Genomic DNA, 24,217 nt, shown 5'->3' with positions numbered 1-24,217 from the left:
GCTTTCTTCGGTTGCGCCGCCCGCCGGGGTTCGCTTGGCAGCGGCGGCTCGCCCAGTGTAAGTTGGCGATCGTGGGCGAGACGCGGTCCCCTGACCCCCGGATTTGATCCAATTGATGCAGTTCTGTAGAATCAGATCAAACGGATCAAACGAGGCCTCCATGAGTACAGCCGATCTCACCGCCAAATTGCAGGGCGACCTGCTATCGCTCGAGCCCTATACCTCTGCACGCGCGGCCCGCAAGACGAGCGCGCGCAAGTTCCTGCTGGAGATCAAGGACGAGGCGATTTCCAAGGTGCTGCTCGCCTCGTTTCCGATGCTGGAACGCGCGCTGCTCGAGAAGACCGCCCAGGCCCGCGAGCGCCGCATCGAGGCCGTGGTCGACTTCATGGCGGGGCAGATGGTGCAGCCCAGCGAGATCGACAGGGAGATGGCCCAGCGGCTCGCCAAGCGGCATGCCCGCGTGCTGAACGAGTTCGGGTACTTCACGGCCGAGCAGCTGGCCGACGCCAACCGCTCGCAGGCCAGCAGCCGCAGTGCATTGGTGGACAACTGGCGCAAGCGCCGCCAGGTATTCGCCGTGCCGCATCCCGACAAGAGCGCCCGCGAGCGCGATGTCTACCCCGCCTTCCAGTTCGAGGACCACAAGCCGATCAAGGCGGTGCAGGCCGTGCTGGAAGCCTTCGGCGATCGCCGGGCGCCCTGGAAGCTCGCGCTGTGGTTCACCTCGAACAACGGCTGGCTGCCCGACAGTGCGCGGCCCGTCGATCTGCTGGCATCGAATCCGCAGGCCGTGATCGAGGCGGCCCGGCGCGATGCGGAAGGGAGCGCGGCTTGAGTTGCCGCGCGCCGAAGCCGCCCCTCGACCCTCTCTTCGATCGCTGGCCGGCCGGCGCGCCGATTCACGTCATCCATGACACGGCCTTCGCGCCCGACAGTTTCAACCCCGGGGTCGATGGCACCGGCGCCTTGTGCAAGTCCACGCGCTTTGCGCCCATTCGCGATGCCAAGGGCCGGGTCGTGCCCTATCTTTACGGCGGTGCAACCCTGGACTGCGCGATCTTCGAGACGGTCTTTCACGACGTGCCGATCGACGCGCCCGACAAGTTCGTCGCCCTCGACGACTTCGCGCAGCGCGGCCATGGCCAGCTCGCGCCGAGCCGCGAACTCCTGCTCGTGGACCTGACGAGCGAAGGGCTGCACCGGCTCAAGATCCCGAAAGAAGAGCTCATCGCCAGCCCGGCACGCGACTACGTCGACACCGCCCGATGGGCCGAAGCACTGCACCACCAATGCAAGGATGCCGATGGCCTGGTGTGGATGTCGCGCCAGCGCGATCGCGACAGGGCGATGCTGCTCTTCGGCGACCGCGTGAAGGGCGTTCTCTCCGGCAAGCGCATCGGCGGCCCGCTGGCGCGCAATGATGCGTTGCGCCAGGCCATTCTGGCCGCGGCGCTGCGCGCCGGCATCGATGCGTCCTGACGTTCAGGGCTTGCCCGCTGCCGGTTCGAGCCCGCTCTTGATGATCGCCGGCGCCGCCTGCGGCGAGGTGAAGTAGCGAATCAACTGCCTCGCCGCCTCGGGCTGCCGTGCAGTGCTCGAGATGCCGGCCGAGAACACGGTGACGCGCTGCACCTCCGCCGGCAGCGGCCCGATGTAGTCGATCCCCTGGATCGGCAACAACTCGCTGACCTGCTGCAGCCCGAGTGCAGCGTCGCCGCGCGCGACCACGGAGCCGACCCGCTCGCTCAGGATCCGTCGGCTCTTGGGCTTCACCTGTTCCTCGATGCCGAGCTTCTTGAGCAGCTCGGTCTCGTAGTAGGTGCCGCTGGCGCTCGCGGAGTAGGCAATCGAGGGTGCGGCGAGCAGGGTGCGCTTGAGCGCGTCGACCGTGCCGATGTCGGGCTTGGGCGTGCCGCTGCGCACCGCAAAGCCGATCGACGAGCGCACCAGGTCGACCTGGCTGCCCGGCACCACCTTGCCCTGCGCCACCAGGGCATCGAGGGCAGGGCGCGCCAGGATCACGATGTCGACCGGCTCGCCGCGGGCCAGGCGGCTCGGGATCGAGTCGCTGGCCGCGCCCATCGAGGCGCCGTAGGCCGTCTGCACCTTGTGGCCGGTGGCCTTCTCGTACGCGGGCGTGAGCTCGTTGTAGGCGGCCGTGAAGCCGCCGGAAGTCATCACACGGATCTCGGTGCCGGCGGGTGCGACGGCCTGGGTGCCTGCGCAGCCGGTGAGGGTGAATGCGGCCAGCAGCAAGGCGGCGCGACGCGTGAGCCTGGGAAAAGTCATGGTGTTCTCCGGAAGTAATCCGGCCCATCCTAAAAAGCCAAGCTGTCAGTTCGCGTTCACGCGGGGCAGGGTAAACGCGGCCGGCAAAGGGTTTATGCCTAGACAGCCTGAGCACTTCGGGATTATTCTTCGCCTGTGCGTTTCATTAATAAATCAATGTTTTACTAATGGAACAAAGCAAGCCCTCCTACCCAGTCCACGGATCGACACCACGATGATGAAGCCCACCCGTCGCCAGGCGCTCGCACTGGCCGTTTCCATTGCCGCCGCCGGCGCTGCCGCCCCGACCTGGGCGCAAGGCTATCCGGCCAAGCCGATCACCATCGTGGTGGCCTACCCGGCCGGCGGCGACACCGACGCGCTCGCGCGCCTTTTCGCCGAGAAGCTGGCCACGCGCGTCGGGCAGCCGGTGGTGGTGGACAACCGGCCCGGCGCCAGCGGCGTGATCGGCAGCAGCTTCGTCGCCAAGGCCCCGGCCGATGGCTACACGCTGCTGCTGGCACCCAGCACCTTCTCGATCGCTCAGCTGGTGCTGAAGACTGGCGGCGGCTCCGGCTACGACGTGCTCAACGGCTTCACGCCCATCGTGGAGACGGGCACGCTGCCGCTGTTCCTGGTGGCGGGTTCGGGCTCCGGCTTCAAGAGCCTCAAGGACGTGCAGGCCAAGGGCCAGTCGCTCTCCTACGCCAGCCCGGGCAGCGGCTCGCCAATGCATATCCTTGGCGAGATGGTCAACAAGGCCGCTGGCATGAGCCTCGGCCACGTGCCCTACAAGGGCGTGGCGCCGGCGGTCAACGACGTGCTGGGCGGCCACGTGCCGCTGACCTACATCACCTACGGCCCGATCGCGCCGCACCTGGCCGGCGGCAAGATGCTGCCGCTCGCGGTCGCCGACCGCGCCCGTTCGCCGCTCGCGCCCAGCGTGCCCACCTTCGCGGAGCTGGGTTACAGGAACGTCGAGGTGACGGCCTGGCACGGCCTGTTCGGCCCCAAGGGCATGCCGCCCGAGGTCGTGAAGACGCTCAACGGCCACATGAACGAGATCCTCAAGATGCCCGACGTGGTGTCGAAGATGGCGGTTCTGGGCGCCTTGCCGCTCGGCGGCCCGCCGGAGGTGCTGGGCAAGACCAATGCCGCCGATTTCGAGCGCTTCGGCAAGATCATCAAGGAGCTCGGCATCCAAGCCGATTGAGCAACATGACCGAGCTCAAGGCCATCCCCGATCCCGACAGCCTGCAGGCCCTGCTGGCCGAGCTGCCGGCCAATCTGCTCGCCGGCCGCCGCGTGCTGGTGACCGGCGCCGCCCGCGGCCTCGGGCTGGCGTTCGCGAAATGCATCGCCGCCGCGGGCGGGTCCGTGGTGCTGGCCGACATCCTTTCGGAGCTTGCCGAGACCGAGGCGCAGGCCTTGCGCGAGGCCGGCTTCAAGGCCCATGCACTGGCGCTGGACCTGTGCGATCCGGCCTCCATCGAGGCCTGCGCCGCCGCAGCAGTGCAAGCGCTCGGCGGCCTCGACGGCCTGGTCAACAACGCCGCGATCACGAACTCGGGCGGCCGCGACGCGCATGCGCTGGACATCGAAACCTGGGACCGCGTGATGGACGTCAACGTGCGCGGCACCTGGCTCATGAGCCGCGCCTGCCAGCCGGCGCTGGCAGAGAGCGGGCGCGGCGCGATCGTCAACCTCGCTTCGGACACCGCCCTCTGGGGCGCGCCCAAGCTGCTGGCCTATGCCTCGAGCAAGGGCGCCGTGATCTCGATGACCCGCTCGCTCGCGCGGGAGTGGGGCGAGTCCGGCATCACCGTCAACGCCGTCGCGCCCGGGCTCACGCTGGTGGAGGCCACGGAGTACGTGCCGCTGGCGCGCCACCAGAAATACCTCGAGGGCCGCGCCCTCCCGCGCGAGCAGCAGGCGGTGGACGTCTGCGGCGCGGTGCTCTTTTCTCTCTCCGGCCTGGCGCGCTTCGTCACCGGCCAGCTGCTCGCCGTCAACGGCGGCTTCGTCATGCACTGATGCAGTGATGCACTGATTTCTTCAAGGAGTTTTCGATGAGCGATTTGTCCGAGCAAAAGAAATTCGACGACAGCAACGTCGGCGAAACCCTGCGCCGCCCGGCCGGCGCGAGCCTCGAGGCGTGGATGAACACCCGCATCGCGCGCTATTCGACCCGCAAGTACGACTGGGACGCGCTGAAGTTCCAGGCCGACCTCGACCCCAAGTTCCGCCGCGCGCAGATGCGCTACGTGGGCACCGGCGGCACCGGCGTGGCGAGCGACGTCAACACCGTGCCCGCCGAGCACTTCACCTTCTCGACCATGGTGATCCCGGCCGGCCACGAAGGCCCGCCGCACCTGCATGTGGACGTGGAAGAGGTCTTCTTCCTGCTGCGCGGCAAGCTCAAGGTGGTACTGACCACGCCCGAGGGCGAGCGCTACGAGACCGTGCTGACCGATCGCGACCTGATCTCGGTGCCCCCTGGCGTGTACCGCGAGGAGATCAACATCGGCGACGAGGATGCGCTGATGTGCGTGATGCTCGGCGCGAAGAAGCCGGTCACGCCGACGTACCCCGCCGATCACCCGCTGGCCAGGATCAAGCGCTGAGCGCGCGGGACCGTACAGCCATGAGCGATGCAGCCGTGATCGACGTCCAGACCTTGCCGGCTTCCGAGCTGGCGCGCCTCGAGTCGCGCTTCCCGGCGCGCAGCGTGCCGGTGCAGGGCGGCGCCGTGGTCTCGGTGCGCGAGTGCGGCGCGGGACCGGCGATCGTGTGCCTGCATGGCATCGGTTCGGGCTCGGCCTCGTGGCTGGACACGGCCCTGCTGCTCGAAGGCGAAGCGCGGCTGGTGGCGTGGGATGCGCCGGGCTACGGCGAATCGACGCCGATCCCCGCGCAGGCACCTGTGGCAAGCGACTACGCGCAACGCCTGCATGGCCTGCTCGATGCGCTGGAGATTTCATCGTGCGTGCTGGTCGGCCATTCGCTCGGCGCGCTGATGGCTGCGGCTGCGGCGGGCCCCGGCTCGCCGCTGGCGTCGCGCATCTCGAAGCTGCTGTTGATCAGCCCGGCCGCCGGGTACGGCGCCGCGGGCCGTGCAGAGGCGCGGGCCCGGGTGCGCGCCGAACGCCTGGGCACGCTCGATGAGCTCGGCGTCGCCGGCATGGCCGCGAAGCGCTCGGGCCGGCTGGTCTCGGCGCACGCGAGCGAGACCGCGCGCCAGTGGGTGCGCTGGAACATGGCCCGCCTGCACGATGCAGGGTACCGCCAGGCCGTGGAGCTGCTGTGCGGCGCCGACCTCATGGCCGACCTGCCGCCTGCCATGCCGGTGCGCGTGGCCTGCGGCGCGCTGGACGTGGTCACCACGCCAGAAGCCTGTGCCGAGGTGGCAAGGCAATGCGGGGTGCCGCTCGAGCTGCTGCCGGAGGCGGGTCACGCGAGCTATGTGGAACGGCCCACTGCCGTCGCCGCGCTGCTGCGCGACGCGTTGGCGGCCTGATCGTCGAAACAAGGAACGAGAGACCTATGAGCAACGACCTGATGGAAGAGGGCGCCGACCGCTACAACGTGCCCGCGCTGGAACGCGGCCTTCGCATGCTGTGCGAGTTCAGCCGCGAGAGCCGCACCCTGTCGGCGCCAGAGCTGGCGCGCCGCTTCGACCTGCCGCGCTCGACCGTGTTCCGCCTGCTCAGCACGCTGGAGAACATGGGCTTCCTCGAACGCGCAGAAGGCGGCCGCGACTACCGCCTTGGCCTGGCCGTGCTGCGCCTGGGCTTCGAGTACCTGGCTTCCCTGGAGCTCACGCAGCTGGGCACGCCGCTGCTCAATCGCCTGTGCGAAGAGCTGCGCACGCCCTGCAACCTGGTGGTGCGCGACGGCCGCTCCATCGTCTACGTGGCGAAGGTCGCCCCGCCCACGCCCTTCGCGAGCTCGGTCAGCGTCGGCACGCGCCTGCCCGCCCACGCGACCGTGCTGGGCCGCATCCTGCTGGAAGACCTGACGCTGCCGCAGCTGCGCGCGCTCTACCCCGAGGACAAGCTGGAGACCTTCTCGCCGAGCACGCCCAAGACCGTCAACGAGCTCTTCGACATGGTCCAGGCCGACCGCGAGCGCGGCTACGTGCTGGGCGAGGGCTTCTTCGAATCGAACATCTCCACCATCGCCGCGCCGGTGCGCGACCACAGCGGCCACATCGCCGCCGCACTGGGCGCGACCATCACCTCCGGCCGCATCGACGAGACCCGCATGGACGAGATGGTGCGCCGCGTGCGCGAGACTGCCGACGAGATCTCGGGCCTCCTGAACTACGCGCCCGCCGGCAAGGCCAAGGTGGTCCCGCTGCGCAGCGCCTGAGGCCGACGACATGGCTGCATCCCTTTCTTCCTTCTTCGCCGCCGACGCACTCGCCGGCCGCGTGGCCGTGGTGACCGGCGGCTCGTCGGGCATCGGCCTCGCGACCGTCGAAGCCCTGCTCGGCTGCGGCGCCGCGGTCGCGCTGTGCGGCCGCAATGCCGAGCGGCTCGAGCGCGCGGTGGCCGGCCTGCGCGAAGTGCAGCCCGAGGCCAGGCTCTTCGCCCAGACCTGCGACGTGCTGGACCCGGCCTCGGTGCGGGCCTTCGCCGCGGCCAGCGAGGCCGCGCTCGGCCCGGCCTCGATGCTCGTCAACAACGCCGGGCAGGGCCGCGTCTCCACCTTCGCCGACACGACGGACGCGGCCTGGACCGAGGAGCTGCACCTCAAGTTCTTCTCCGTCATCCATCCCACCCGCGCCTTCCTGCCGCAGCTCGCCGCGCAGCGCGCGGTGTGGGGCGATGCAGCCATCGTCTGCGCCAACTCGCTGCTGGCGCGCCAGCCCGAGCCGCACATGGTCGCCACCTCCGCCGCGCGCGCGGGCCTGCTGAACCTGGTGCGCTCCATGGCCACCGAGTTCGCGCCGCAGGGCGTGCGCGTCAACGGCATCCTGATCGGCCTGGTCGAGTCGGGCCAGTGGCGCCGCCGCTTCGAGGCGCGCGAAGACAAGTCGCTCGACTGGTCCGCCTGGAGCGGCCAGCTCGCGCAGAGCAAGCACATCCCGCTGGGTCGCCTGGGGCTTCCGACCGAAGCCGCGCGGGCGATTCTTTTCCTGGCCTCGCCCCTCGCGTCGTACACGACGGGCAGCCACATCGATATCTCTGGAGGCCTGTCCCGTCATGCATAACCCATCCACCCCCGCGCAGGTCACCGTCGGCGCCGTCGTCGCCGCCTTCCTCGAGCAGTGCGGCGTCAAGGCGGCCTTCGGTGTGATCTCGATCCACAACATGCCGATCCTCGACGCCTTCGCGCAACGGGGGGCCATCCGCTTCATCTCCGCGCGCGGCGAGGCCGGCGCGGGCAACATGGCCGATGCCTATGCCCGCTCGACCGCCAGCCTTGGCGTGTGCGTGACCAGCACCGGTCCGGCGGCGGGCAACATCGCCGGCAGCATGGTGGAAGCCCTCACCGCCGGCGCACCCGTGCTGCACATCACCGGCCAGATCGAGACGCCCTACCTGGACAAGGGCATGTCCTACATCCACGAGGCGCCGGACCAGTTGGCCATGCTCAAGGCCATCTCCAAGGCGGCCTTCCGCGTGCGCAGCGTCGACAACGTGCTCGGCACGCTCAAGCGGGCGGTGCAGGTCGCGCTGACCGCACCCACCGGCCCGGTCAGCGTGGAGATCCCGATCGACATCCAGTCGGCGCTGACCACGATGCCGGCCGACCTCTCACCGCTGCCCATCGAGGCCGCCGTGCCCTCCAAGGCCGGGCTCGATGCCCTGGCCGCGCGCCTCGCCACTGCCAAGCGCCCGATGCTGTGGATCGGCGGCGGGGCGCGTCGCGCCGGCGCGGCCATCAGGCGGCTGCAGAAGCTCGGCTTCGGTGTCGTGACGACCACGCAGGGCCGCGGCATCGTGCCCGAGGACGATCCGGGCTCGCTCGGCGCCTACAACATCCAGAAGCCGGTCGAGGCCTTCTACCAGAGCTGCGACGCGATGCTGGTGGTGGGCTCGCGCCTGCGCGGCAACGAGACGCTCAAGTACGAACTCAAGCTGCCGCGCCCGCTGTACCGCATCGATGCCGATGCCGCGGCGGAAGGCCGCTGCTACGCGACCGACGCCTTCGTCTGCGGCGATGCCACGCTCGCGCTCGAAGGGCTGGCCGACCGGCTGGAAGCGCTGCACTACAAGGCCGATCCGGCGCTGCTCACCGACCTGCGCGCCGCGCACGAGCAGGCGGTCGCCACGCTGCGCGACGGCCTCGGCCCCTACGCGGAACTCGTGCGCCAGATCCAGTCCGTGGCGGGCCGCAGCTTCAACTGGGTGCGCGACGTGACCGTCTCGAACAGCACCTGGGGCAACCGCGAGCTGCGCATCTTCGAGCCGAGTGCGGGGGTCCACGCGACGGGCGGCGGTATCGGCCAGGGCATGCCGATGGCCATCGGCGCGGCCATCGGCGCCGCGGTCACCGGCTCGGGGCGCAAGACCTTCTGCCTGGCCGGCGACGGCGGCTTCATCCTCAACCTGGGCGAGCTCGCCTGCATGGTGCAGGAAGAGGCCCCGATGGTGATCGTGCTCATGAACGACAAGAGCTACGGCGTGATCAAGAACATCCAGGACGCACAGTACGGCGGGCGCCGCTGCTATGCGGATCTGCACACGCCCGACTACGCGCTGCTGTGCAAGTCGATCGCGCTGCCGCACGCGCGCGTGTCGCGCCTGGAGGAGCTGAAGGGCCAGCTCGACGAGGCGCTGGCCGCGCGCGGCCCCTTCCTGCTGGAGATCGACATGCTGTCCATCGGCGGCTTCAAGAGCACCTTCGCCGGCCCGCCGACCAACACCGTGACGCAGATCCCTGCGTTGGCGAAGTGAGGCACTGACATGCTGCGCGTGGCACTCATCGGTTGTGGCGCCATCGGCAGCTCGGTCATCGAGCTGCTGAAGGGCGATGCAGGGCTGGCGGTGGTGGCCGTGGTCGTCCCGGCCGACGGCCTGGCCGCGGCGCAGGCCGCATTGCAGACGCTGGCGCCCGGCGTGCAGGTCGGGACCGGCGTGCCTGCATCCGGCGTCGACCTGGTGGTCGAGACCGCCGGCCACGCGGCCATCGAGGAACACGTGCTGCCCGCGCTGCGGCGCGGCACACCCTGCGTGGTCGCCTCGGTGGGCGCGCTGTCCGCGCAAGGCCTCGCGGAAAAGCTCGAGATCGCGGCCATCACCGGCGGCACCCAGGTGCAGCTGATCGCCGGCGCCATCGGCGCCATCGATGCGCTGGCTGCGGCCCGCATCGGCGGGCTCGACAGCGTGCGCTACACCGGCCGCAAGCCGCCGCGCGCCTGGAAGGGCACGCCGGCGGAGCAGGGCCGCGACCTCGATGCGCTGAGCGCCGAATGCGTGATCTTCGAAGGCAGTGCGCGCGAGGCCGCCGCGCTCTATCCCAAGAACGCCAACGTGGCGGCCACGGTGTCGCTCGCCGGGCTGGGGCTGGACCGCACGCAGGTGCGGCTGATTGCCGATCCGGCAGTGGACGAGAACGTGCACACGGTCGAAGCCGAGGGTGCCTTCGGCAGCTTCGAGCTGAGCATGCGCAACAAGCCGCTGGCGGCCAATCCCAAGACTTCAGCGCTGACGGTCTACAGCGCCGTTCGCGCCCTGCGCAACCGGGCCGCGGCTCTTGCCATCTGATTGATCATGATTTCCACAGAACTCCTCCCCATCAACGTGGCCGGCGAATGGCGCCTGGGCGGCGGCGACGCCTACGAGAGCCTCTATCCCGCCACCGCCGAACCTATTGCACGCCTCAAGGCTGCGAGCCTGGCCGACGTCGAGGAAGCCATCGTGCGCGCCGACCAGGCCTTTCGCACCAGCGGCTGGGCGCAGAAGCTGCCGCACGAGCGCGCCGCGGTGCTGCATCGCGTGGCGCAGCTGATCCGCGACGAGGCCGAGCCGCTGGCGCAGAAACAGCGCCTGGACAACGGTAAGCCCATCAACGAGACGCGCGCACTGGTCGCCAGCGCGGCCGGCACCTTCCAGTTCTTCGCGGCGGCGGTGGAGACATTGGAGGAGGCCATCACGCCCTCGCGCGGCCCCTTCGTGACGATGAGCGTGCACGAGCCCATGGGCGTGGTCGCTGCCATCACGCCGTGGAATTCGCCGATTGCGAGCGAGGCGCAGAAGCTCGCGCCGGCGCTCGCCGCGGGCAATGCGGTGATCGTCAAGCCGGCCGAAGTCACGCCGCTGATGGCGCTGGAGCTGGGCCGCATCTGCGAGTCCGCCGGCGTGCCGAAGGGCATCGTGAGCGTGCTGCCGGGCAAGGGCTCGGTAATTGGCGATGCGATCACCAAGCATCCGCTGGTCAAGCGCGTGTCCTTCACCGGGGGCACCGCGACGGGCAAGCACATCGCCCACATCGCGGCGGACAAGATGATGCCGGTGTCGCTGGAGCTCGGCGGAAAGTCGCCCACCATGGTGCTGGAGGATGCCGATCTGGACCACGCGGTGAACGGCGTGCTCTACGGCATCTTCAGCTCCTCGGGCGAATCGTGCATCGCGGGCTCGCGGCTCTTCGTGGCGCGCAGCATCTACGACGAATTCGTGACGCGCCTGGCCGAGGCGGCCAAGGCGCTGCGGGTGGGTGATCCGGCCTCGGAGGGCACGCAGATGGGCCCGCTGATCACCGCGAAGCACCGCGAGAGCATCGAGCGCTATGTGGAGCTCGGCGTCTCCGAGGGCGGGCACATCCGCACCGGTGGCGTGCGCCCGCATGGCGCGGACTTCGAACGCGGCTACTACTACACACCCACCATCCTGGAAGGCCTCACGAACGGCGCGCGCATCAGCCAGGAAGAAGTGTTCGGCCCGGTGCTGGTGGCGATGCCTTTCGACAACGAGCAGGAGCTGATCGCGCAGGCCAACGACAGCGTCTACGCGCTGGCCGCCGGCGTCTGGAGCCGCGACTTCAAGCGCGCCTGGCGCCTGGGGCGCGCGGTGCAGGCGGGCACGGTCTGGGTCAACACCTACAAGCAGTTCTCGGTCTCCACGCCCTTCGGCGGCTGGCGCGACAGCGGCCTGGGCCGCGAGAAGGGACGCGAGGGCATCTTCCAGTACATGGAGCAGAAGAGCATGTATTGGGGCACCAACGAGCAACCACTGCCGTGGGCCAACTGAACGGAGTCATGCAATGAGCATTCTTGGAATCGACCAGATCACTTACGCGGCAGACGACCTGCCGACCTGCCGGCGCTTCTTCTCCGATTGGGGACTGGCGCTGAAATCGGAGACGGCGGACGAGCTCGTCTTCGAGTGCCTCAACGGCTGCCGCGTCGTGGTGGCCGCAATGGACAGGCCCGGCCTGCCGCCGGCGATGGAGGAGGGCCCGACCCTTCGCGAAGTGGTGTGGGGCGTCGAGAGCGACGCCGACCTCGCCCGTTACGCCGCAGCCATCGCAGATGAGCCCGGCTTCCTGGACGCAGAAGCCGAGGGCGCGCGCCGCATCGGCTGCACCGACCCGAACGGCCTTGCGGTGCGCCTGCAGGTCAGCCGCAAGCGCAGCATCGAGGTCGATTGCGGCGCGATGAACACCTGGAACGCCAAGCCGCGCATCAACCAGCCCGCGCCGGTGTACGAGCGCGCCACGCCGATCGAGGTCGGCCACGTGGTCTTCTTCGTCGCCGACGTGAAGACCACCGCCGAGTTCTACGCGCAGCGCTTCGGCTTCGTGGGCTCCGACAGCTACCCCAATCGCGGCGCCTTCCTGCGCTGCGCGCCCGAGGGCGGGCACCACGACCTGTTCCTGCTGCAGCTGCCCTCGGGCAAGCGCGGGCTCAACCACGTGGCCTTCACGGTGCGCGACATCCACGAGGTCTTCGGCGGCGGGCTGCACTTCTCGCGCTGCGGCTGGGAAACGCAGCTGGGCCCGGGCCGGCACCCGATCTCGTCGGCCTACTTCTGGTACTTCAAGAACCCGGCAGGCGGGCTGATCGAGTACTACGCCGACGAGGACCAGCTCACGGCCGAGTGGCAGCCGCGCGAGTTCGAGCCGGGCCCGACGGTATTCGCCGAATGGGCGGTCGATGGCGGGCTCGATGGCAATACGCGCCGGCAGAAGAACGCCGAAGGCCCGCAGGGCAAGTTCCTCACCGAGAAAAAGTGACTTTGAAGACCATGCAACGACGTACCTCCCTGTTGTCCCTTGCCGGCGCCACCTTGGTGGCGCTGGCCACCACTGTCACCGCACACGCACAGACCGCGGTCGAAAAGCAGCTCTCGAGCGACCGCTTCACCATCGTCTCGCCGTTCCCGCCTGGTGGTCCGGTCGACACGCTCGCACGCGTGCTCTCCGAAGGCCTGGCCAAGCGCTACGGCCAGGCGGCCGTGGTCGAGAACATGCCCGGCGCGGCCGGCAACATCGGCATCGACAAGGTCAAGCGCGCGAAGGGCGATGGCCACACGCTGCTGGTGGTGCCGGCCGGCAACCTGACCATCAACCCGACGCTGATGCCGAACTTCCCCTTCAACATCGAGAAGGACTTCGTGCCCGTCACCATGCTGGCCAAGGCACCCAACGTGCTGGTGGCCTCGCCCTCCGCCGGCATCAAGACCGCGAAGGAGCTGGTGGCCCAGGCGAAGGCGAAGCCGGGCACGCTCTCCTATGCCTCGCCGGGCGTGGGCAGCGGCCTGCACCTGGCGGGCGAGCTCTTCAAGCAGCAGGCCGGCATCGACCTGCTGCACGTGCCCTACAAGGGCACCGCGCCCGCGCTCAACGACGTGCTGGGCGGCGTGGTGCCGCTGATGTTCAGCAACCTGCCCGCCACGCTGCCCTTCCTCAAGAACGGCAAGCTGGTCGCGCTCGGCGTGACCGAAGCCAAGCGCAGCCCGGCAGCGCCGGAGATCCCGACGCTGGCGGAGCAGGGCATCCAGGGCGTGGCCGTGACCTCGTGGTACGGCCTGCTTGCGCCGGCCGGCACGCCGCCCGCGGTGGCCGAGCAGCTGGCGAAGGATGCGGCGCAGATGCTCGCCGAGCCCGAGGTGCGCGATCGCCTCAAGGCGCAGGGCATGACCGAGGCGACCATGAAACCCGGCGAGTTCGCCGTCTACATCCGCGACGAGACCGCGATGTGGGCCAGGATCATCAAGGCCCGCAACATCGTGGCCGAGTGAGAAGTGCCGCCGCCGCTCGCCTGAACCCATCTCTCTTTCTACGGAGGCCACGATGCAACAAGACCGCTACCTGCAACCCCACCAGGCGCGCCAGCGCCCGGCAACCACCTACGAAGACCTGCTGGGCGACGCGATCGAGCGCGCTTTCGGCGACGGCGTGCACGACCTCGCCGGCCTGGTCGAACGGCTCAACGACAGCGGCCTGGCCACGCCCGGCGGCCAGCGCTGGACCGAGGACCTGTACCGCCAGGAAATGGCGAAGCTCGGCGCCTGAGGAGAACAGCACCATGACCACGATTGCCATCCAACCCGTCGCGCAAGACCCGGTGGACCAACTGCTCGAGATCGGCCTGAAGGACCTCTGGTACCCGATCTGCCCCTCGCATTTCATCCGCGAGAACCCCGTCTCGCTGCGCCGCCTGGGCCGCAAGCTGGCGCTGTGGCGCGACGGCGAGGGCAAGCTGCATGCGCTGGAGGACCGCTGCCCGCACCGCGGCGCGCCGCTGTCGCAGGGCGTAATCCTGGGCGACCGGCTGTCCTGCCCTTACCACGGCGTCGAAGTGCGCCATGACGGCGTGGTGACGCGCGTGCCCGGAAGCCCCGGCTGCAAGCTCGAGGGCTCGAAGGCAACGCGCCACTTCCACGTGGAAGAGCGCGCCGGCGCCGTGTTCCTCTACAACGCGAAGGAACCGGTGGACGTGCCGCCGCCGCTGGTGCTGCCCGAGCAGCTCTCGGACGATGCGCAGTATTCGTCCTTCCTCTGCTACACCGAGTGGAAGGGCGACTACCGCTACGTGCTCGACAACGTGATGGACCCGATGCACGGCACCTTCCTGCACAAGCAGTCGCACTCGATGGCCGAGGGCGAGTCGCAGGCGAAGTTCGGCATCCGCCCGACCGACCACGGCTTCGTGTTCGAGAAGGAGGGCCAGCGCAACGTGAACTTCGACTGGACCGAATGGGCCGACACCGGCATGCACTGGATGCGGCTGGAGATCCCGTACCCGCGCACCGGCGGGCCCGGCGGCAACTTCATCATCATCGGCGCCTTCTCCCCCATGCCCGACGGCATGACCGCGACCTTCTTCTGGCGAGTGCGCAAGCTGCCGCCCGGCTGGGAGCGCGACACCTGGCGCTTCCTCTACAAGAACCGGCTGGAGGCGCGCCACTGGCACGTGCTGGAGCAGGACCGCGTGATGCTGGAGGACATGGAGCCCGATGCCAACCAGCACGAGAACCTGTACCAGCACGACCTGGGCATCGTGCGCCTGCGCCGCCACATGCGCAACCTGGCACAAGCGCAGCTGGCGCAGGCCGCCGCCTGAGGTCTCTTACGGTTTCCAGAGTACGGTTTTCCAGAGGTCCACGCCCATGTCTTCCCCCACGCTCAATGCGCTCGTGCACACCATGCGCTACGAGGCCGAGGGCATCGTCAGCGTCGAGTTCCGCCCGGCTTCGCCCGAGGTGGAGTTCCCCGCCTTCGAAGCCGGCTCGCACATCGACCTGCACCTGCCCAACGGCCTGGTGCGCAGCTACTCGCTGTGCAACCCGGCCAGCGACCGCCAGCGCTACGTGGTCGGCGTGGCCAACGACCGCAAGAGCCGTGGCGGCTCGCGCTACGTGCACCAGCAGCTGCGCGTAGGCATGACCTTGCCGATCTCGGCCCCGCGCAACAACTTCCACCTGCAGGAGGACGCGCAGCGCTCGGTGCTGGTGGCCGGCGGCATCGGCGTCACGCCCATCTGGTGCATGCTGCAGCGGCTGGTCGCCATCGGCAAGCCGGTGGAGATGATCTACTGCGCACGCACGCGCAAGGAAGCCGCCTTCTGCGATGCCATCGACGCACTGGCGCGCGAGAACAAGGTCGCGCTGACCTGGCATTTCGATGCCGACAAAGGGGCGCCGCCGGATCTCGCGACGCTGCTGGCCGGCAAGAGCGCCGACAGCCACTTCTACTGCTGCGGCCCGGGGCCCATGCTCGATGCCTTCGAGAAGACCTGCGAGCAGCTGGGCTACGCGCATGCGCACATCGAGCGCTTCTCGGCCGCGCATGTCGAGGCGCCCAGCGCGACCGAGACCTACATCGTCGAGTGCGCGAAAAGCGGCAAGAGCGTGGAGGTGCCGCCGGGCAAGTCGATCCTCGACAGCCTGATCGACGCCGGTCTCAACCCGGACCACAGCTGCAAGGAAGGCGTGTGCGGCGCGTGCGAGACGAAGATCATCTCGGCCGGCGAGATCGAGCACCGTGACGGCATCCTCACCAAGGCCGAACAGGCCGCGAACAAGACCATGTTCATCTGCGTCTCGCAGTGCAAGCGTGGGCCGCTGGTGCTCGACATCTAGTTTCTCAACTACCTCTCCGAAAACTCCAATGAAGAAATCCCTTGTGGCCGCGGCCGCATGCGCGGCTGCGGCCGGCGCCTGCGCGCAATCCTCCTCCGTGCAGCTCTTCGGCGTCGTCGATGCCGCCGTCACGTACACCACCGGGTCGGGCTATGGTTCCTCCAGCAAATGGCAGCTGACCAACAGCGGCAACAGCTTCAGCCGGCTGGGCTTTCGCGGCAGCGAAGACCTCGGCGGCGGCCTGGCCGCGAGCTTCTGGCTGGAGGCCGGCCTGCAGAACGACAACGGCACCGGCTTCAACTCGAACACCAACAACCAGGCCAGTGGCGCGGCCGGCCCGGGTCTGCTGACCTTCAACCGGCGCTCGACCGTGAGCTTCTCCGGCGGCTTCGGCGAGCTGCGCCTGGGCCGCGACTACACGCCGACCTTCTGGAACACGGCGCTCTACGATCCCTTCGGAACCGGCGGCGGCATCGGCGCCAATCAGCTCTACTTCTCGGGCCTGGGCGGCCTCACGGCACCGACGGGCACGCGTGCCTCCAACAGCATCGGCTACTTTTTGCCGCCGAACCTGGGCGGCTTCTACGGGCAGGTGATGTACGCGATGGGCGAGAACGACAACCGCTCCGTGCTGCCGGGCACGCTGATCTCGAACCGCGACGACGGCGACTACGCGGGGATCCGGGTGGGCTATCTCAGCGGCCCGTTCAACGTGACGCTCGCTACCGGCAAGACGCGCTACGCAACCGGGGACCTGCGCGTGTCGAACATCGGCGCGTCCTATGTCTTCGAGTCGTTGATGAGCCTGAAGCTGATGGGCGAGATCTACAGCGAGTCATTGGGCGCGGTGGACGGCAAGGGCGCACTGCTGGGCTTCAGCCTGCCGGTGGGCGTGGGCGAGATCAAGGGTTCGTACGCGCGCTACAAGCGCGAGCCGGTGGGCAACGTGCCGGAGCCCACGACCTCGAAGCTCGCGCTGGGCTATGTCTACAACCTGTCGAAGCGCACGGCGCTGTACGGCACCGTGGCCTATCTGCGCAACCGCAATGGCGCGACGCAGGCGCTTGCAGGTTCCACCACGGCGCCGAACCGCGCGTCGAGGGGCACGGAGTTCGGCATTCGCCACGCGTTCTAGCGCGGCGTCGCGCGCTCAATCGAGGTAGTCGAGGAAGAGGGGGACGACGTCCTGGAGGAAGGCCGCTTCTCCCTCCGGAATGCTGCGCGGCTCCACATCGAAATGGATGAAGGTGCCGTAGGGCGAGCCGTCCTCGCGCCTCAGCAGCCGGCCGTAGTAGGACTCGACGAGCCCGTCGTAGGGGCTCACCAGACCCCGGTCCTCGGAGGCATGGCGGGTCTTGAACTCGCCCTCGCGGATCGCGAACTGGCAGAAGCTCCTGTCCAGCGGCACGGCCTTGAGCCAGCTGCGGTACTCGGCATTGCGGTCGAACACATGGACCGCTTCCATGGTCTCGCCGCGCAGCTTGTAGATCGCCGTGTAACGGTACGGTGTCCTGTCGTTGAGCAAGGCCAGGGCGGGATGGATCCCATGCTTGGCAAGAACGTTGCGAACCGCCGCCGTCTGGGCGGGCAAGTCGATCTCGTGCATGGGTATCTTGGGGTGGGCGAGGAGGGCAGGCCGGTTGTGAATCGTCGACGGAAATTCTAGGAAGGCTTGCCACCGGGACCTGACTTCGGTGGCAATCTCCCCAGCCGGGTGGGGCGATTGGGCCGGTGCCATCTTCATGTCATGCGCACGCGCGGATCCGGCAGGCCCCGAGCAACGATGAGATGAGGACGAAATGCCTACACGCGCGCGCAGCCGGTCCACGCCCTCAATGCATCGGCGACTTGCTGAACATCCCGTGCGGCTGGGCGCGCATCAGCTCGTGGAACTGATCGTGCGACATCCGCAGCAGTCGCTCGTGGTCGCCGACCTCCATGTAGACGACCTCGCTGCTTTCGAGTTCGTCGTCGACGATCGTGGGGATGCCCCAGGCCATGCCCACGGGCGGCACGGCGCCGCGCTCGCAGTCCTCGAACAGCGAGGCGATGCGATCCTCGTCGGCCAGGCGGAGCCGGTAGCGGCCGGCGAGGCGGGAGAACTCGCCCACCATGAGGACCCGGTCGGCGGGCAGCACGGCCATCACGCAGCCCTCGTCGTCCTGCAGGATGACCGACTTGGCCAATTGGCTCGGAGGCACGTGGGCGCTGCGCGCCGTCTCCGCGCTGCTGCGGCTGTGCTCGTGCGTCCAGATCTCGTAACCGGTGCCGCGCTCCTCGAGGTAGCGGGTCAGATGCGCAGGGATGGACATGGCATCTCCTTGTGCGAAGTGGACGACCGGACCCGATGCGGCCCGGGTCGACCCGCCAGTTTGCGCCGAGGGCCTGCCGATCGCAAGGGGTTGATCGGCCGGCGGTCAGGCTAGGCCGAAAGCTCGGAAGCGAAATCGCGATACGAGCGCAGCGGTCGCCCCAGGAGCGTCGTCAGGCGTTCGACGTCGCCGGCCTCCGGGATCATTCCTTCCGTCAGGAAACGTTCGCTCATGAGGCGCATGTCGTACGCCATCCAGCTCGGCATGAAGTTCAGGAGGTTCTTCTCGAAGCCAGCGGTGTCGTCGCCGCCGTAAGCGACCGGACGCCCCAGCACGTTCGACCAGATGCCGGCGACGTCTGCGCCCGTCAGCGTGTCGGGACCGACCAGATTGATCCGGTTCAGCGGGAGCGTTCCGGGCGCTCGGTCGCGGCGGAGCAGTTCGATGGCCGCAATTTCTGCGATGTCGCGTGCGTCGATCATCGCCAGCCCCTTGCCACCGATCGGCATCGGATAGACACCGTGCCCGAGAACGACATCCTTGATGGTGAATTCGTTCTGCATGAAGTAGGCCGGCCGCAGGATGGTGGCGCCGAAACCCATCTGCTCGAGCATCCGCTCGACACCGAACTTGCCCGCGAAGTGGGGAACGTTCAGGTACCGGTCGCTGTGGATCACGGACAGGTAGACGATCCGCTCGATGCCCGCTTCGCGCGCCAGGTTGAGCGTGACCAGGGCCTGCGTGAACTCGTCCGGGACCACGCCGTTGAGCATGAACAGCGTAGACACACCGGTCAGGGCGCGGCGCAGCGCTTCCACGTCCAGCAGGTCGCCCTGCACGACTTCGACACCTGCCGGGAAGGTGGTTTTCGACGGATCGCGAACGAGCGCGCGGACAGTAGCTCCGCGCTGGGTGAGTTGCTGGACGACTTGGCGGCCGACGGTGCCGCTTGCGCCCGTGATGAGAATCGTCATGGAAAAACTCCGGTTTCGTTGAGGAAGCCCAGATCTTCATCGTTCCGCGATTGGGGCACTAGCCCTTATATTTGGACACTTCGTCTCAAAGGTGGAACACATGGATCTGCTCGCCCTGGCTGACTTCAACCTCGTCGCAAAGCATGGTGGGTTCGGGCGTGCGGCCCGCGAAACGGGCCGCCCGAAGGCGACGCTGTCCCGTCGGGTCGCAGACCTTGAAAGCGGGCTCAACCTGCGTCTGTTCGAGCGGGGAGCGCGGGCGCTGAAGCTCACGGAGGAAGGACGCGCGCTCTACGAGAGGACTACCGTGTTGCTGACGGAAATCGACGAGACGGCGGCTGCGATCGCGTCCGGCTGTGACACGCCGCGAGGCAGCTTGCGGGTGAGTGCGCCAGTGCTCTTCTCGCAGGCAGCGATGGGAAGACTCGCTGCCCGATTTGCGCTCAGGCATCGCGAGATCCGGCTCGAGGTCACCAGTGAAGATCGGGCTGTCGATATGGTGGAAGAGGGCTACGACCTGGTGATCCGGGTCAACCCGGACCCTGATGCGAGCTTGGTAGGGCGGATCTTCATGAGAGACCGGCTTGTCGTGGTTGCGAGCCCGAGCCTCGCGCGACCGGCAGGCAAGGCGCCTGTGCCGGCCGTTGTGCGAGGAGCCGGCGCTCAGACAGCGTCATGGCAATTGAACGGCCCCTCTGGCAAGAAGCGCATTGCCGTGGAACCCGTGTTGCGCTTGGCCTCGTTGTTCATGGTGCGCGACGCTGTCCGAGCGGGCGTCGGGGCTGCACGCCTGCCCCTGTCTCTCGTGACGCCGGACCTGGCCGCTGGAAAGTTGGTGCATTGGGGTGACATCGACGGACCTGAAGTTGCGCTCTGGGCGCTGTATCCGTCGCGCAGGCTGCTGAGCGCCCGCGTTTCGACTTTCATGGATTTCTTGAAAGAAGCCTTTCCCACGGGGTCTCCCGATGAACTGGCGTCCTTTATCGATTGAGAGATCAGCGAAGGTCCAGGTGTAGTTCACTTGAGTGGGGCGCGGCCCGCCGCCGGTACAGCACCAGCGTCGCCGCCAGGCCGCACAGCGCCGCGATGCTGATCCAGCAGGCGGGCGCCGCCTTGTCCGCCGTGGCCTCGATCAGCCAGGTCGACACCGCCGGCGTGAAGCCGCCGAAGAGCGCGGTGGCCAGGCTGTAGGCGAGCGAGAAGCCGACCACGCGCACCTGCATCGGCATCACCTCGGTGAGCGCGACCACCATCGCGCCGTTGTACATGCCGAACAGGAAGGAGAACCACAGCAGCACGTCGAGCAGGCGGCCGAAGCTCGGCGCCGCGGCCAGCCACGACATCGCAGGGTAGGCCGTGAGGATGGCCAGCACGCTCATGGCGATCAGCATGGGCCTGCGGCCGACGCGATCGGAAATCGCCCCGCCCACCGGCAGCCAGAAGAAGTTGGAGACGGCAACCAGCAGCGTGACGAGCAGGCTGTCTTTCGCGCTCAGGTGCAGCACGGTGCGTCCGAAGGTGGGCGTGTACACGGTGATCAGGTAGAAGGTGGCGGTCGTCATCGCCACCAGCAGCATCCCGGCCAGCACGATGCGCCAGTTCTGCCGCAGCGACACGGCCACTTCGCGCGTAGTGGGATGGTGGGTTCCGGCCCGGAACGCCTCGGTCTCCTGCAGCGAGCGGCGCAGCACGAAGATGCAGGGAATGATCATGCAGCCGATGAAGAAGGGGATGCGCCAACCCCAGGCCATCAGCGCCTCGGCCGGCATCAGCGCGTTGAGCGCGAAGCCCAGCGCCGAGGCCAGCACGATCGCGACCTGCTGGCTGGCCGACTGCCACGCCGTGTAGAAGCCCTTCTGGCCGGGCGGGGCCATCTCCGACAGGTAGACCGAGACGCCGCCCAGCTCGGCCCCTGCGGAGAAGCCCTGCAGCAAGCGGCCGAGCAGCACCAGCGCGGGTGCGGCCAGGCCGATCGTGGCGTAGCCGGGCACGAAGGCGATCAGCACCGTGCCGCTGGCCATGATCGCGAGCGTGACGATCAGGCCCTTGCGGCGGCCGACCTCGTCGATGTAGGCGCCCAGCACGATGGCGCCCAGCGGGCGCATCAGGAAACCGGCGCCGAAGACCGCGAAGGTCAGCATCAGCGATGCGAAGTCGCTGCCGGACGGGAAGAAGGCGTGGGCGATCGAGGTCGCGTAGAAGCCGAACAGGAAGAAGTCGAACTGCTCGAGGAAGTTGCCGCTCGTGACGCGCAGCACAGCGCCGACCTTGGAGCTTGGCGCAGGCGCGGGTGCGCCGTCGGCCAGGATGGCTGAATTCATGGGGACTCTCCAGTGGTGTATGAGGTTCACCCTAGCTCAGGCGTGCTTGCGGCACCCTGACCTGCAGCTGAATTCGCGCCTGTTCAGGCCACGAACTTGCAGAGCGATGCGACCGTGCGCGTATCCATGTTGCGGCCGCGGTTGAGGTGGTCGTCGATCTCGGCGGCGCAGCCCAGCATGCGCGGGTACAGGAAGATCGTGAACGCGGCCGTCTCGAGATCGCGCTCGCCGATCTCGCCGGACTGCAGCGGCTTCCACAGCATCTTGAGGAGCAGGGCGGCGATCACCGCATCGACGTTCACGCAGTAGACGTTGCGCGAGACGCCGGCATCGAAGAGCTGCTGCACCAGCGCACGGTAGAAGTCGTGGAAGACGTTGTGGTCGCCGCGCGACTCGCGCAATTTCGCGATGAAGACCTCGCGCGGGTCGAGGTTGACCGGCTTGTCCTTGAAGACCGGGTGGTTCACGCCCGGCAGCTTGGCGATGTCCAGGCTGCCGGCGCTCTTCTTTCGCCTCTTGTACTGCGCGTACTGGTCCACCGCCTTCGTGGCCAGGGCCTGGAGATCGACGCCGTGGTCGGGCGCGCCCGGGTCCTCGAGGCCGCTCCCCTTGAACTGCTCGATCAGGTAGGCGATGCCCTCGTAGCCGTTGCCGCCATGCGCATAACCGGTGTGCGTGAGGAAGCCGACCAGCGCCTTGTTGAGCTGTACCCGCTCGGGCTGCTCGGGCCCGTCTGCCGATACCGCGCCCTTGGCACCCTGGGCCGAGATCGCGCCTGGGCCGTTGGTCAGCAGCAGGCCGACCAGCGTCTGGAAGGCGAACAGGTCGGCCTCGCCGGGCGTGCGGCCGAGGAGGGCGGCGAAGGCGATCTCGCCGAGGCTCGCGCTCTCCAGCATTTGCTGCTGCGCGATGCCGCAGAAGCGGCCTTCCTCATGCCGCGCGGCATGCGCCGAGGCACCGATCAGCGTGCCGAAGAGCTGCAGCCACCACGGGAAGTTCTGCGCCGTCAGCAGCGAGATGCGCTTGCGCGACAGCGGCCCCCAGGCGAGAGTGGCCGAGATCGCGGCCAGCACAGCCGCCTCGGTCGGGTGGCCGGGGAGGCTCTGCAGCCAACGCAGGAAGACCGAACGTCCGCCGCGCGCCTGCACGCCGGCCAGCAGGGCCTGGGCGCGGGCGTCTGGCGCGTCGCTCGTGAGCGTTGGTGCGGCCACCATGTCGATCTGCGCGATGTCGAAGCTGTCGCTGAGCGAGGCGCCGAACTCGTTGCCCAGGCCCGCGGCATGGAAGCGCTCGAGCATGAAGCCCAGCGCCTCGCGCGCCGCCTGCTGGCGCTTGGGCCCGACGATGGCGGCCGCCGCGGCCAGCACCGCATTCGGCGCATTGCCGGCCTCGCGGCTCGCTTGCGCCGCTGCGAGCTCGGGGCGGCCGTGCAGATTGACATGCGCCGCGATCGCGGGCGCGATCAACCGGCGGTCGTTCTCGCCGCCAGCGTCGTGCAGCAGCGCGAGCGCCACGTTGGACTCCAGCGAGAGCGTGGCCGCGTCCAGCATGCTGGTGCCATGCAGGCTGCTGACCTGCGTTTTCGCATCCATCTGCGAGGCGCCGGATGCGTCCTTCATCGTCTGGCGCGGCACCACGCCGCCGATCTGCGTGTTGAGCAGCGCCACCTGTTCGCCGTAAGGCGCCAGCGCCTGCACAACGGGTGGACGCAGCGCTTCCGGCAAGTCCAGCCCCTCGTCGGAACCGAACCAGGGCTTGAGTTCCAGCGTGCCCTCTGGCGCGAAGTCGGGCAGCGTGGCGTTGGCGCGCATCACCGCCGTGAGCGCGGCCGGGATGTGGGCGATGTTGGTAACCAGCGCGCCCTTGGCCGAGAACACCGGGTTTTCGGGCGTGAAGATCGCGTCGACGCCGAACTTCTCCATGAACCAGCGCTCCTTGGCCAGCGCGTCGTCCGAGCCGCCCGCCATTGCGCCGGCATGGCCGACCGCGCGTGTGAGCTTGCTCTTCCAGCGTCCGACCACGCAGGCGACGACCGGCTTGGTGAACTTCGCGTCCAGTTCGTAGTAGCCGCCCGGCTCGCAGTACAGCACCGCCGCCTTGCTGCGCGCGTCGTTGGCGAGCGCGAAGGCGAACTCGGGCGCGGCGTAGTGGATGTAGACATCCTTGCCCGAGGAGATCACCGTGGTGGTGCCCCAGCCTGCCATGCGCAGGTACTGCGCGATGGTGGTGGAGAAGCCGCCCGAGTTCGAGAAGATCGCGATCGAGCCCGGCCGCAGCGAGTCGCCGGGCTTGTCGCCGCCCAGGGCGCCGCCGATGCGCACCTGGTTCCACGAGTCGGCCACGCCCAGGCCATTTGCACCGAAGATGTCGATGCCGTTCTGCTGGCCCATGGCGCGGATCTCGCGTGCGTCGTGCACGGCGATCTTCTCGGTGATGATGAAGATCTTGCGCAGCTCCGGGTTCACGCGGATCAATTCAGCCACGCCGTCGCGCGCCGCCGAGGGCGGCAGGTACACCACGCCGCAGTTGAAGCGGTGGCCCGCCGCCAGCCCGTCGCGCACGTTGTTGAAGACGGGGATCTCGCCGATCGGCGTCTCCAGCACCGCGCCGCCCTTGCCGGGCGCGGTGCCGAAGACCACGTTGCCGCCCGAGTAGGCATGGCTCACCGGCGTCACGTCGCTCGATTCGCCGCCCAGGATGTTGAGCACGCAGACGCGGTCCTCGCGCGAGGCGACCTGCGTGAGCGAGCTGATGCCCACGTGGTACTTGAAGTCGCCCACGCCTGTCTTCTGCCAGCTGGATTGCAT

Annotated in this window: 24 protein-coding genes; 18 read left to right on the top strand and 6 right to left on the bottom strand. The window is 68.4% G+C overall.

The window, feature by feature from the left end; translation table 11 throughout:
- Positions 1-160: 160 nt before the first annotated feature.
- Both ACMGEZ_RS06430 and ACMGEZ_RS06425 read left to right on the top strand, forming a co-directional pair.
- Positions 161-838 carry a hypothetical protein gene (locus tag ACMGEZ_RS06430; protein WP_436821427.1) on the top strand — a complete coding sequence of 226 codons (678 nt, stop codon included), beginning with the start codon at positions 161-163 and terminating at the stop codon, positions 836-838.
- On the top strand, positions 835-1,482 hold the full coding sequence (locus tag ACMGEZ_RS06425; RefSeq protein ID WP_436821426.1) for an RES family NAD+ phosphorylase: 648 nt from the start codon (positions 835-837) through the stop codon (positions 1,480-1,482). Before ACMGEZ_RS06430 ends, ACMGEZ_RS06425 begins: the two co-directional genes overlap by 4 nt.
- Positions 1,483-1,485: 3 nt before the next feature.
- Here the strand turns inward: ACMGEZ_RS06425 and ACMGEZ_RS06420 are convergent, their stop codons facing one another.
- Positions 1,486-2,292, bottom strand: coding sequence for a substrate-binding domain-containing protein (locus tag ACMGEZ_RS06420; protein ID WP_436821425.1), 807 nt, complete (start codon positions 2,290-2,292; stop codon positions 1,486-1,488).
- A 217-nt stretch (positions 2,293-2,509) separates the two neighbouring features.
- On the opposite strand from ACMGEZ_RS06420, the gene ACMGEZ_RS06415 reads away from it, so the two are divergent.
- From ACMGEZ_RS06415 to ACMGEZ_RS06345, 15 genes are read left to right on the top strand one after another with little or no spacing between them, the layout of a single operon-like run.
- Positions 2,510-3,484 carry a Bug family tripartite tricarboxylate transporter substrate binding protein gene (locus ACMGEZ_RS06415; RefSeq protein ID WP_436821773.1) on the top strand — a complete coding sequence of 325 codons (975 nt, stop codon included), beginning with the start codon at positions 2,510-2,512 and terminating at the stop codon, positions 3,482-3,484.
- Between the two features lie 5 nt (positions 3,485-3,489).
- Positions 3,490-4,305, top strand: coding sequence for an SDR family oxidoreductase (locus ACMGEZ_RS06410; RefSeq protein WP_436821424.1), 816 nt, complete (start codon positions 3,490-3,492; stop codon positions 4,303-4,305).
- 35 nt (positions 4,306-4,340) lie between these two features.
- Positions 4,341-4,895 carry a cupin domain-containing protein gene (locus ACMGEZ_RS06405; protein ID WP_436821423.1) on the top strand — a complete coding sequence of 185 codons (555 nt, stop codon included), beginning with the start codon at positions 4,341-4,343 and terminating at the stop codon, positions 4,893-4,895.
- 20 nt (positions 4,896-4,915) lie between these two features.
- Positions 4,916-5,788, top strand: a complete 873-nt coding sequence (locus tag ACMGEZ_RS06400) for an alpha/beta fold hydrolase (protein WP_436821422.1) — start codon at positions 4,916-4,918, stop codon at positions 5,786-5,788.
- 26 nt (positions 5,789-5,814) lie between these two features.
- A complete protein-coding gene (locus ACMGEZ_RS06395) occupies positions 5,815-6,642 on the top strand; it encodes an IclR family transcriptional regulator (RefSeq protein WP_436821421.1) in 828 nt (275 codons plus the stop codon).
- Positions 6,643-6,652: 10 nt separating this feature from the next.
- On the top strand, positions 6,653-7,486 hold the full coding sequence (locus ACMGEZ_RS06390) for an SDR family oxidoreductase (protein WP_436821420.1): 834 nt from the start codon (positions 6,653-6,655) through the stop codon (positions 7,484-7,486).
- Positions 7,479-9,176 (top strand): thiamine pyrophosphate-binding protein, encoded by a 1,698-nt coding sequence (locus ACMGEZ_RS06385; protein WP_436821419.1) that lies wholly within the window; start codon positions 7,479-7,481, stop codon positions 9,174-9,176. The genes ACMGEZ_RS06390 and ACMGEZ_RS06385 overlap by 8 nt, the downstream gene beginning before the upstream one ends.
- A gap of 9 nt (positions 9,177-9,185) precedes the next feature.
- On the top strand, positions 9,186-9,986 hold the full coding sequence (locus ACMGEZ_RS06380; RefSeq protein WP_436821418.1) for an aspartate dehydrogenase: 801 nt from the start codon (positions 9,186-9,188) through the stop codon (positions 9,984-9,986).
- A gap of 6 nt (positions 9,987-9,992) precedes the next feature.
- Positions 9,993-11,468, top strand: a complete 1,476-nt coding sequence (locus ACMGEZ_RS06375; protein WP_436821417.1) for an aldehyde dehydrogenase — start codon at positions 9,993-9,995, stop codon at positions 11,466-11,468.
- A gap of 13 nt (positions 11,469-11,481) precedes the next feature.
- Positions 11,482-12,453, top strand: coding sequence for a VOC family protein (locus ACMGEZ_RS06370; RefSeq protein ID WP_436821416.1), 972 nt, complete (start codon positions 11,482-11,484; stop codon positions 12,451-12,453).
- 11 nt (positions 12,454-12,464) lie between these two features.
- Positions 12,465-13,460, top strand: a complete 996-nt coding sequence (locus ACMGEZ_RS06365) for a Bug family tripartite tricarboxylate transporter substrate binding protein (protein WP_436821415.1) — start codon at positions 12,465-12,467, stop codon at positions 13,458-13,460.
- 52 nt (positions 13,461-13,512) lie between these two features.
- Positions 13,513-13,734, top strand: a complete 222-nt coding sequence (locus ACMGEZ_RS06360; RefSeq protein WP_106554704.1) for a recombinase-like helix-turn-helix domain-containing protein — start codon at positions 13,513-13,515, stop codon at positions 13,732-13,734.
- Positions 13,735-13,747: 13 nt separating this feature from the next.
- Positions 13,748-14,785, top strand: a complete 1,038-nt coding sequence (locus tag ACMGEZ_RS06355; protein ID WP_436821414.1) for a Rieske 2Fe-2S domain-containing protein — start codon at positions 13,748-13,750, stop codon at positions 14,783-14,785.
- A gap of 46 nt (positions 14,786-14,831) precedes the next feature.
- Positions 14,832-15,803, top strand: a complete 972-nt coding sequence (locus ACMGEZ_RS06350; RefSeq protein WP_436821413.1) for a PDR/VanB family oxidoreductase — start codon at positions 14,832-14,834, stop codon at positions 15,801-15,803.
- Positions 15,804-15,831: 28 nt separating this feature from the next.
- Entirely contained in the window at positions 15,832-16,938 is a 1,107-nt protein-coding gene (locus ACMGEZ_RS06345) for a porin (RefSeq protein WP_436821412.1), read from the top strand.
- 15 nt (positions 16,939-16,953) lie between these two features.
- Here ACMGEZ_RS06345 and ACMGEZ_RS06340 read toward each other — a convergent pair whose 3' ends face one another.
- The 3 genes from ACMGEZ_RS06340 to ACMGEZ_RS06330 all read right to left on the bottom strand — a co-directional run bounded on the left by ACMGEZ_RS06340 (position 16,954) and on the right by ACMGEZ_RS06330 (position 19,089).
- Positions 16,954-17,409: a hypothetical protein gene (locus ACMGEZ_RS06340; protein WP_436821411.1), complete on the bottom strand. Its 456-nt coding sequence runs from the start codon at positions 17,407-17,409 to the stop codon at positions 16,954-16,956.
- 226 nt (positions 17,410-17,635) lie between these two features.
- A complete protein-coding gene (locus ACMGEZ_RS06335; protein ID WP_436821410.1) occupies positions 17,636-18,115 on the bottom strand; it encodes an aminoacyl-tRNA deacylase in 480 nt (159 codons plus the stop codon).
- Between the two features lie 110 nt (positions 18,116-18,225).
- A complete protein-coding gene (locus ACMGEZ_RS06330; RefSeq protein ID WP_436821409.1) occupies positions 18,226-19,089 on the bottom strand; it encodes an SDR family oxidoreductase in 864 nt (287 codons plus the stop codon).
- Positions 19,090-19,189: 100 nt separating this feature from the next.
- Between ACMGEZ_RS06330 and ACMGEZ_RS06325 the strand changes: the two genes are divergently transcribed.
- Entirely contained in the window at positions 19,190-20,080 is an 891-nt protein-coding gene (locus tag ACMGEZ_RS06325) for a LysR family transcriptional regulator (protein ID WP_436821408.1), read from the top strand.
- Between the two features lie 4 nt (positions 20,081-20,084).
- Here ACMGEZ_RS06325 and ACMGEZ_RS06320 read toward each other — a convergent pair whose 3' ends face one another.
- Positions 20,085-21,410, bottom strand: coding sequence for an MFS transporter (locus ACMGEZ_RS06320; RefSeq protein WP_436821407.1), 1,326 nt, complete (start codon positions 21,408-21,410; stop codon positions 20,085-20,087).
- Between the two features lie 83 nt (positions 21,411-21,493).
- Positions 21,494-24,217, bottom strand: a complete 2,724-nt coding sequence (locus ACMGEZ_RS06315; RefSeq protein ID WP_436821406.1) for a CoA-binding protein — start codon at positions 24,215-24,217, stop codon at positions 21,494-21,496.

The organism is Variovorax stachyos, assembly GCF_051400855.1.
Lineage (GTDB): Bacteria > Pseudomonadota > Gammaproteobacteria > Burkholderiales > Burkholderiaceae_C > Variovorax.
The sequence above is the reverse complement of the archived record's forward strand: the minus strand, read 5'-3'. Positions and strand labels throughout refer to the sequence as shown.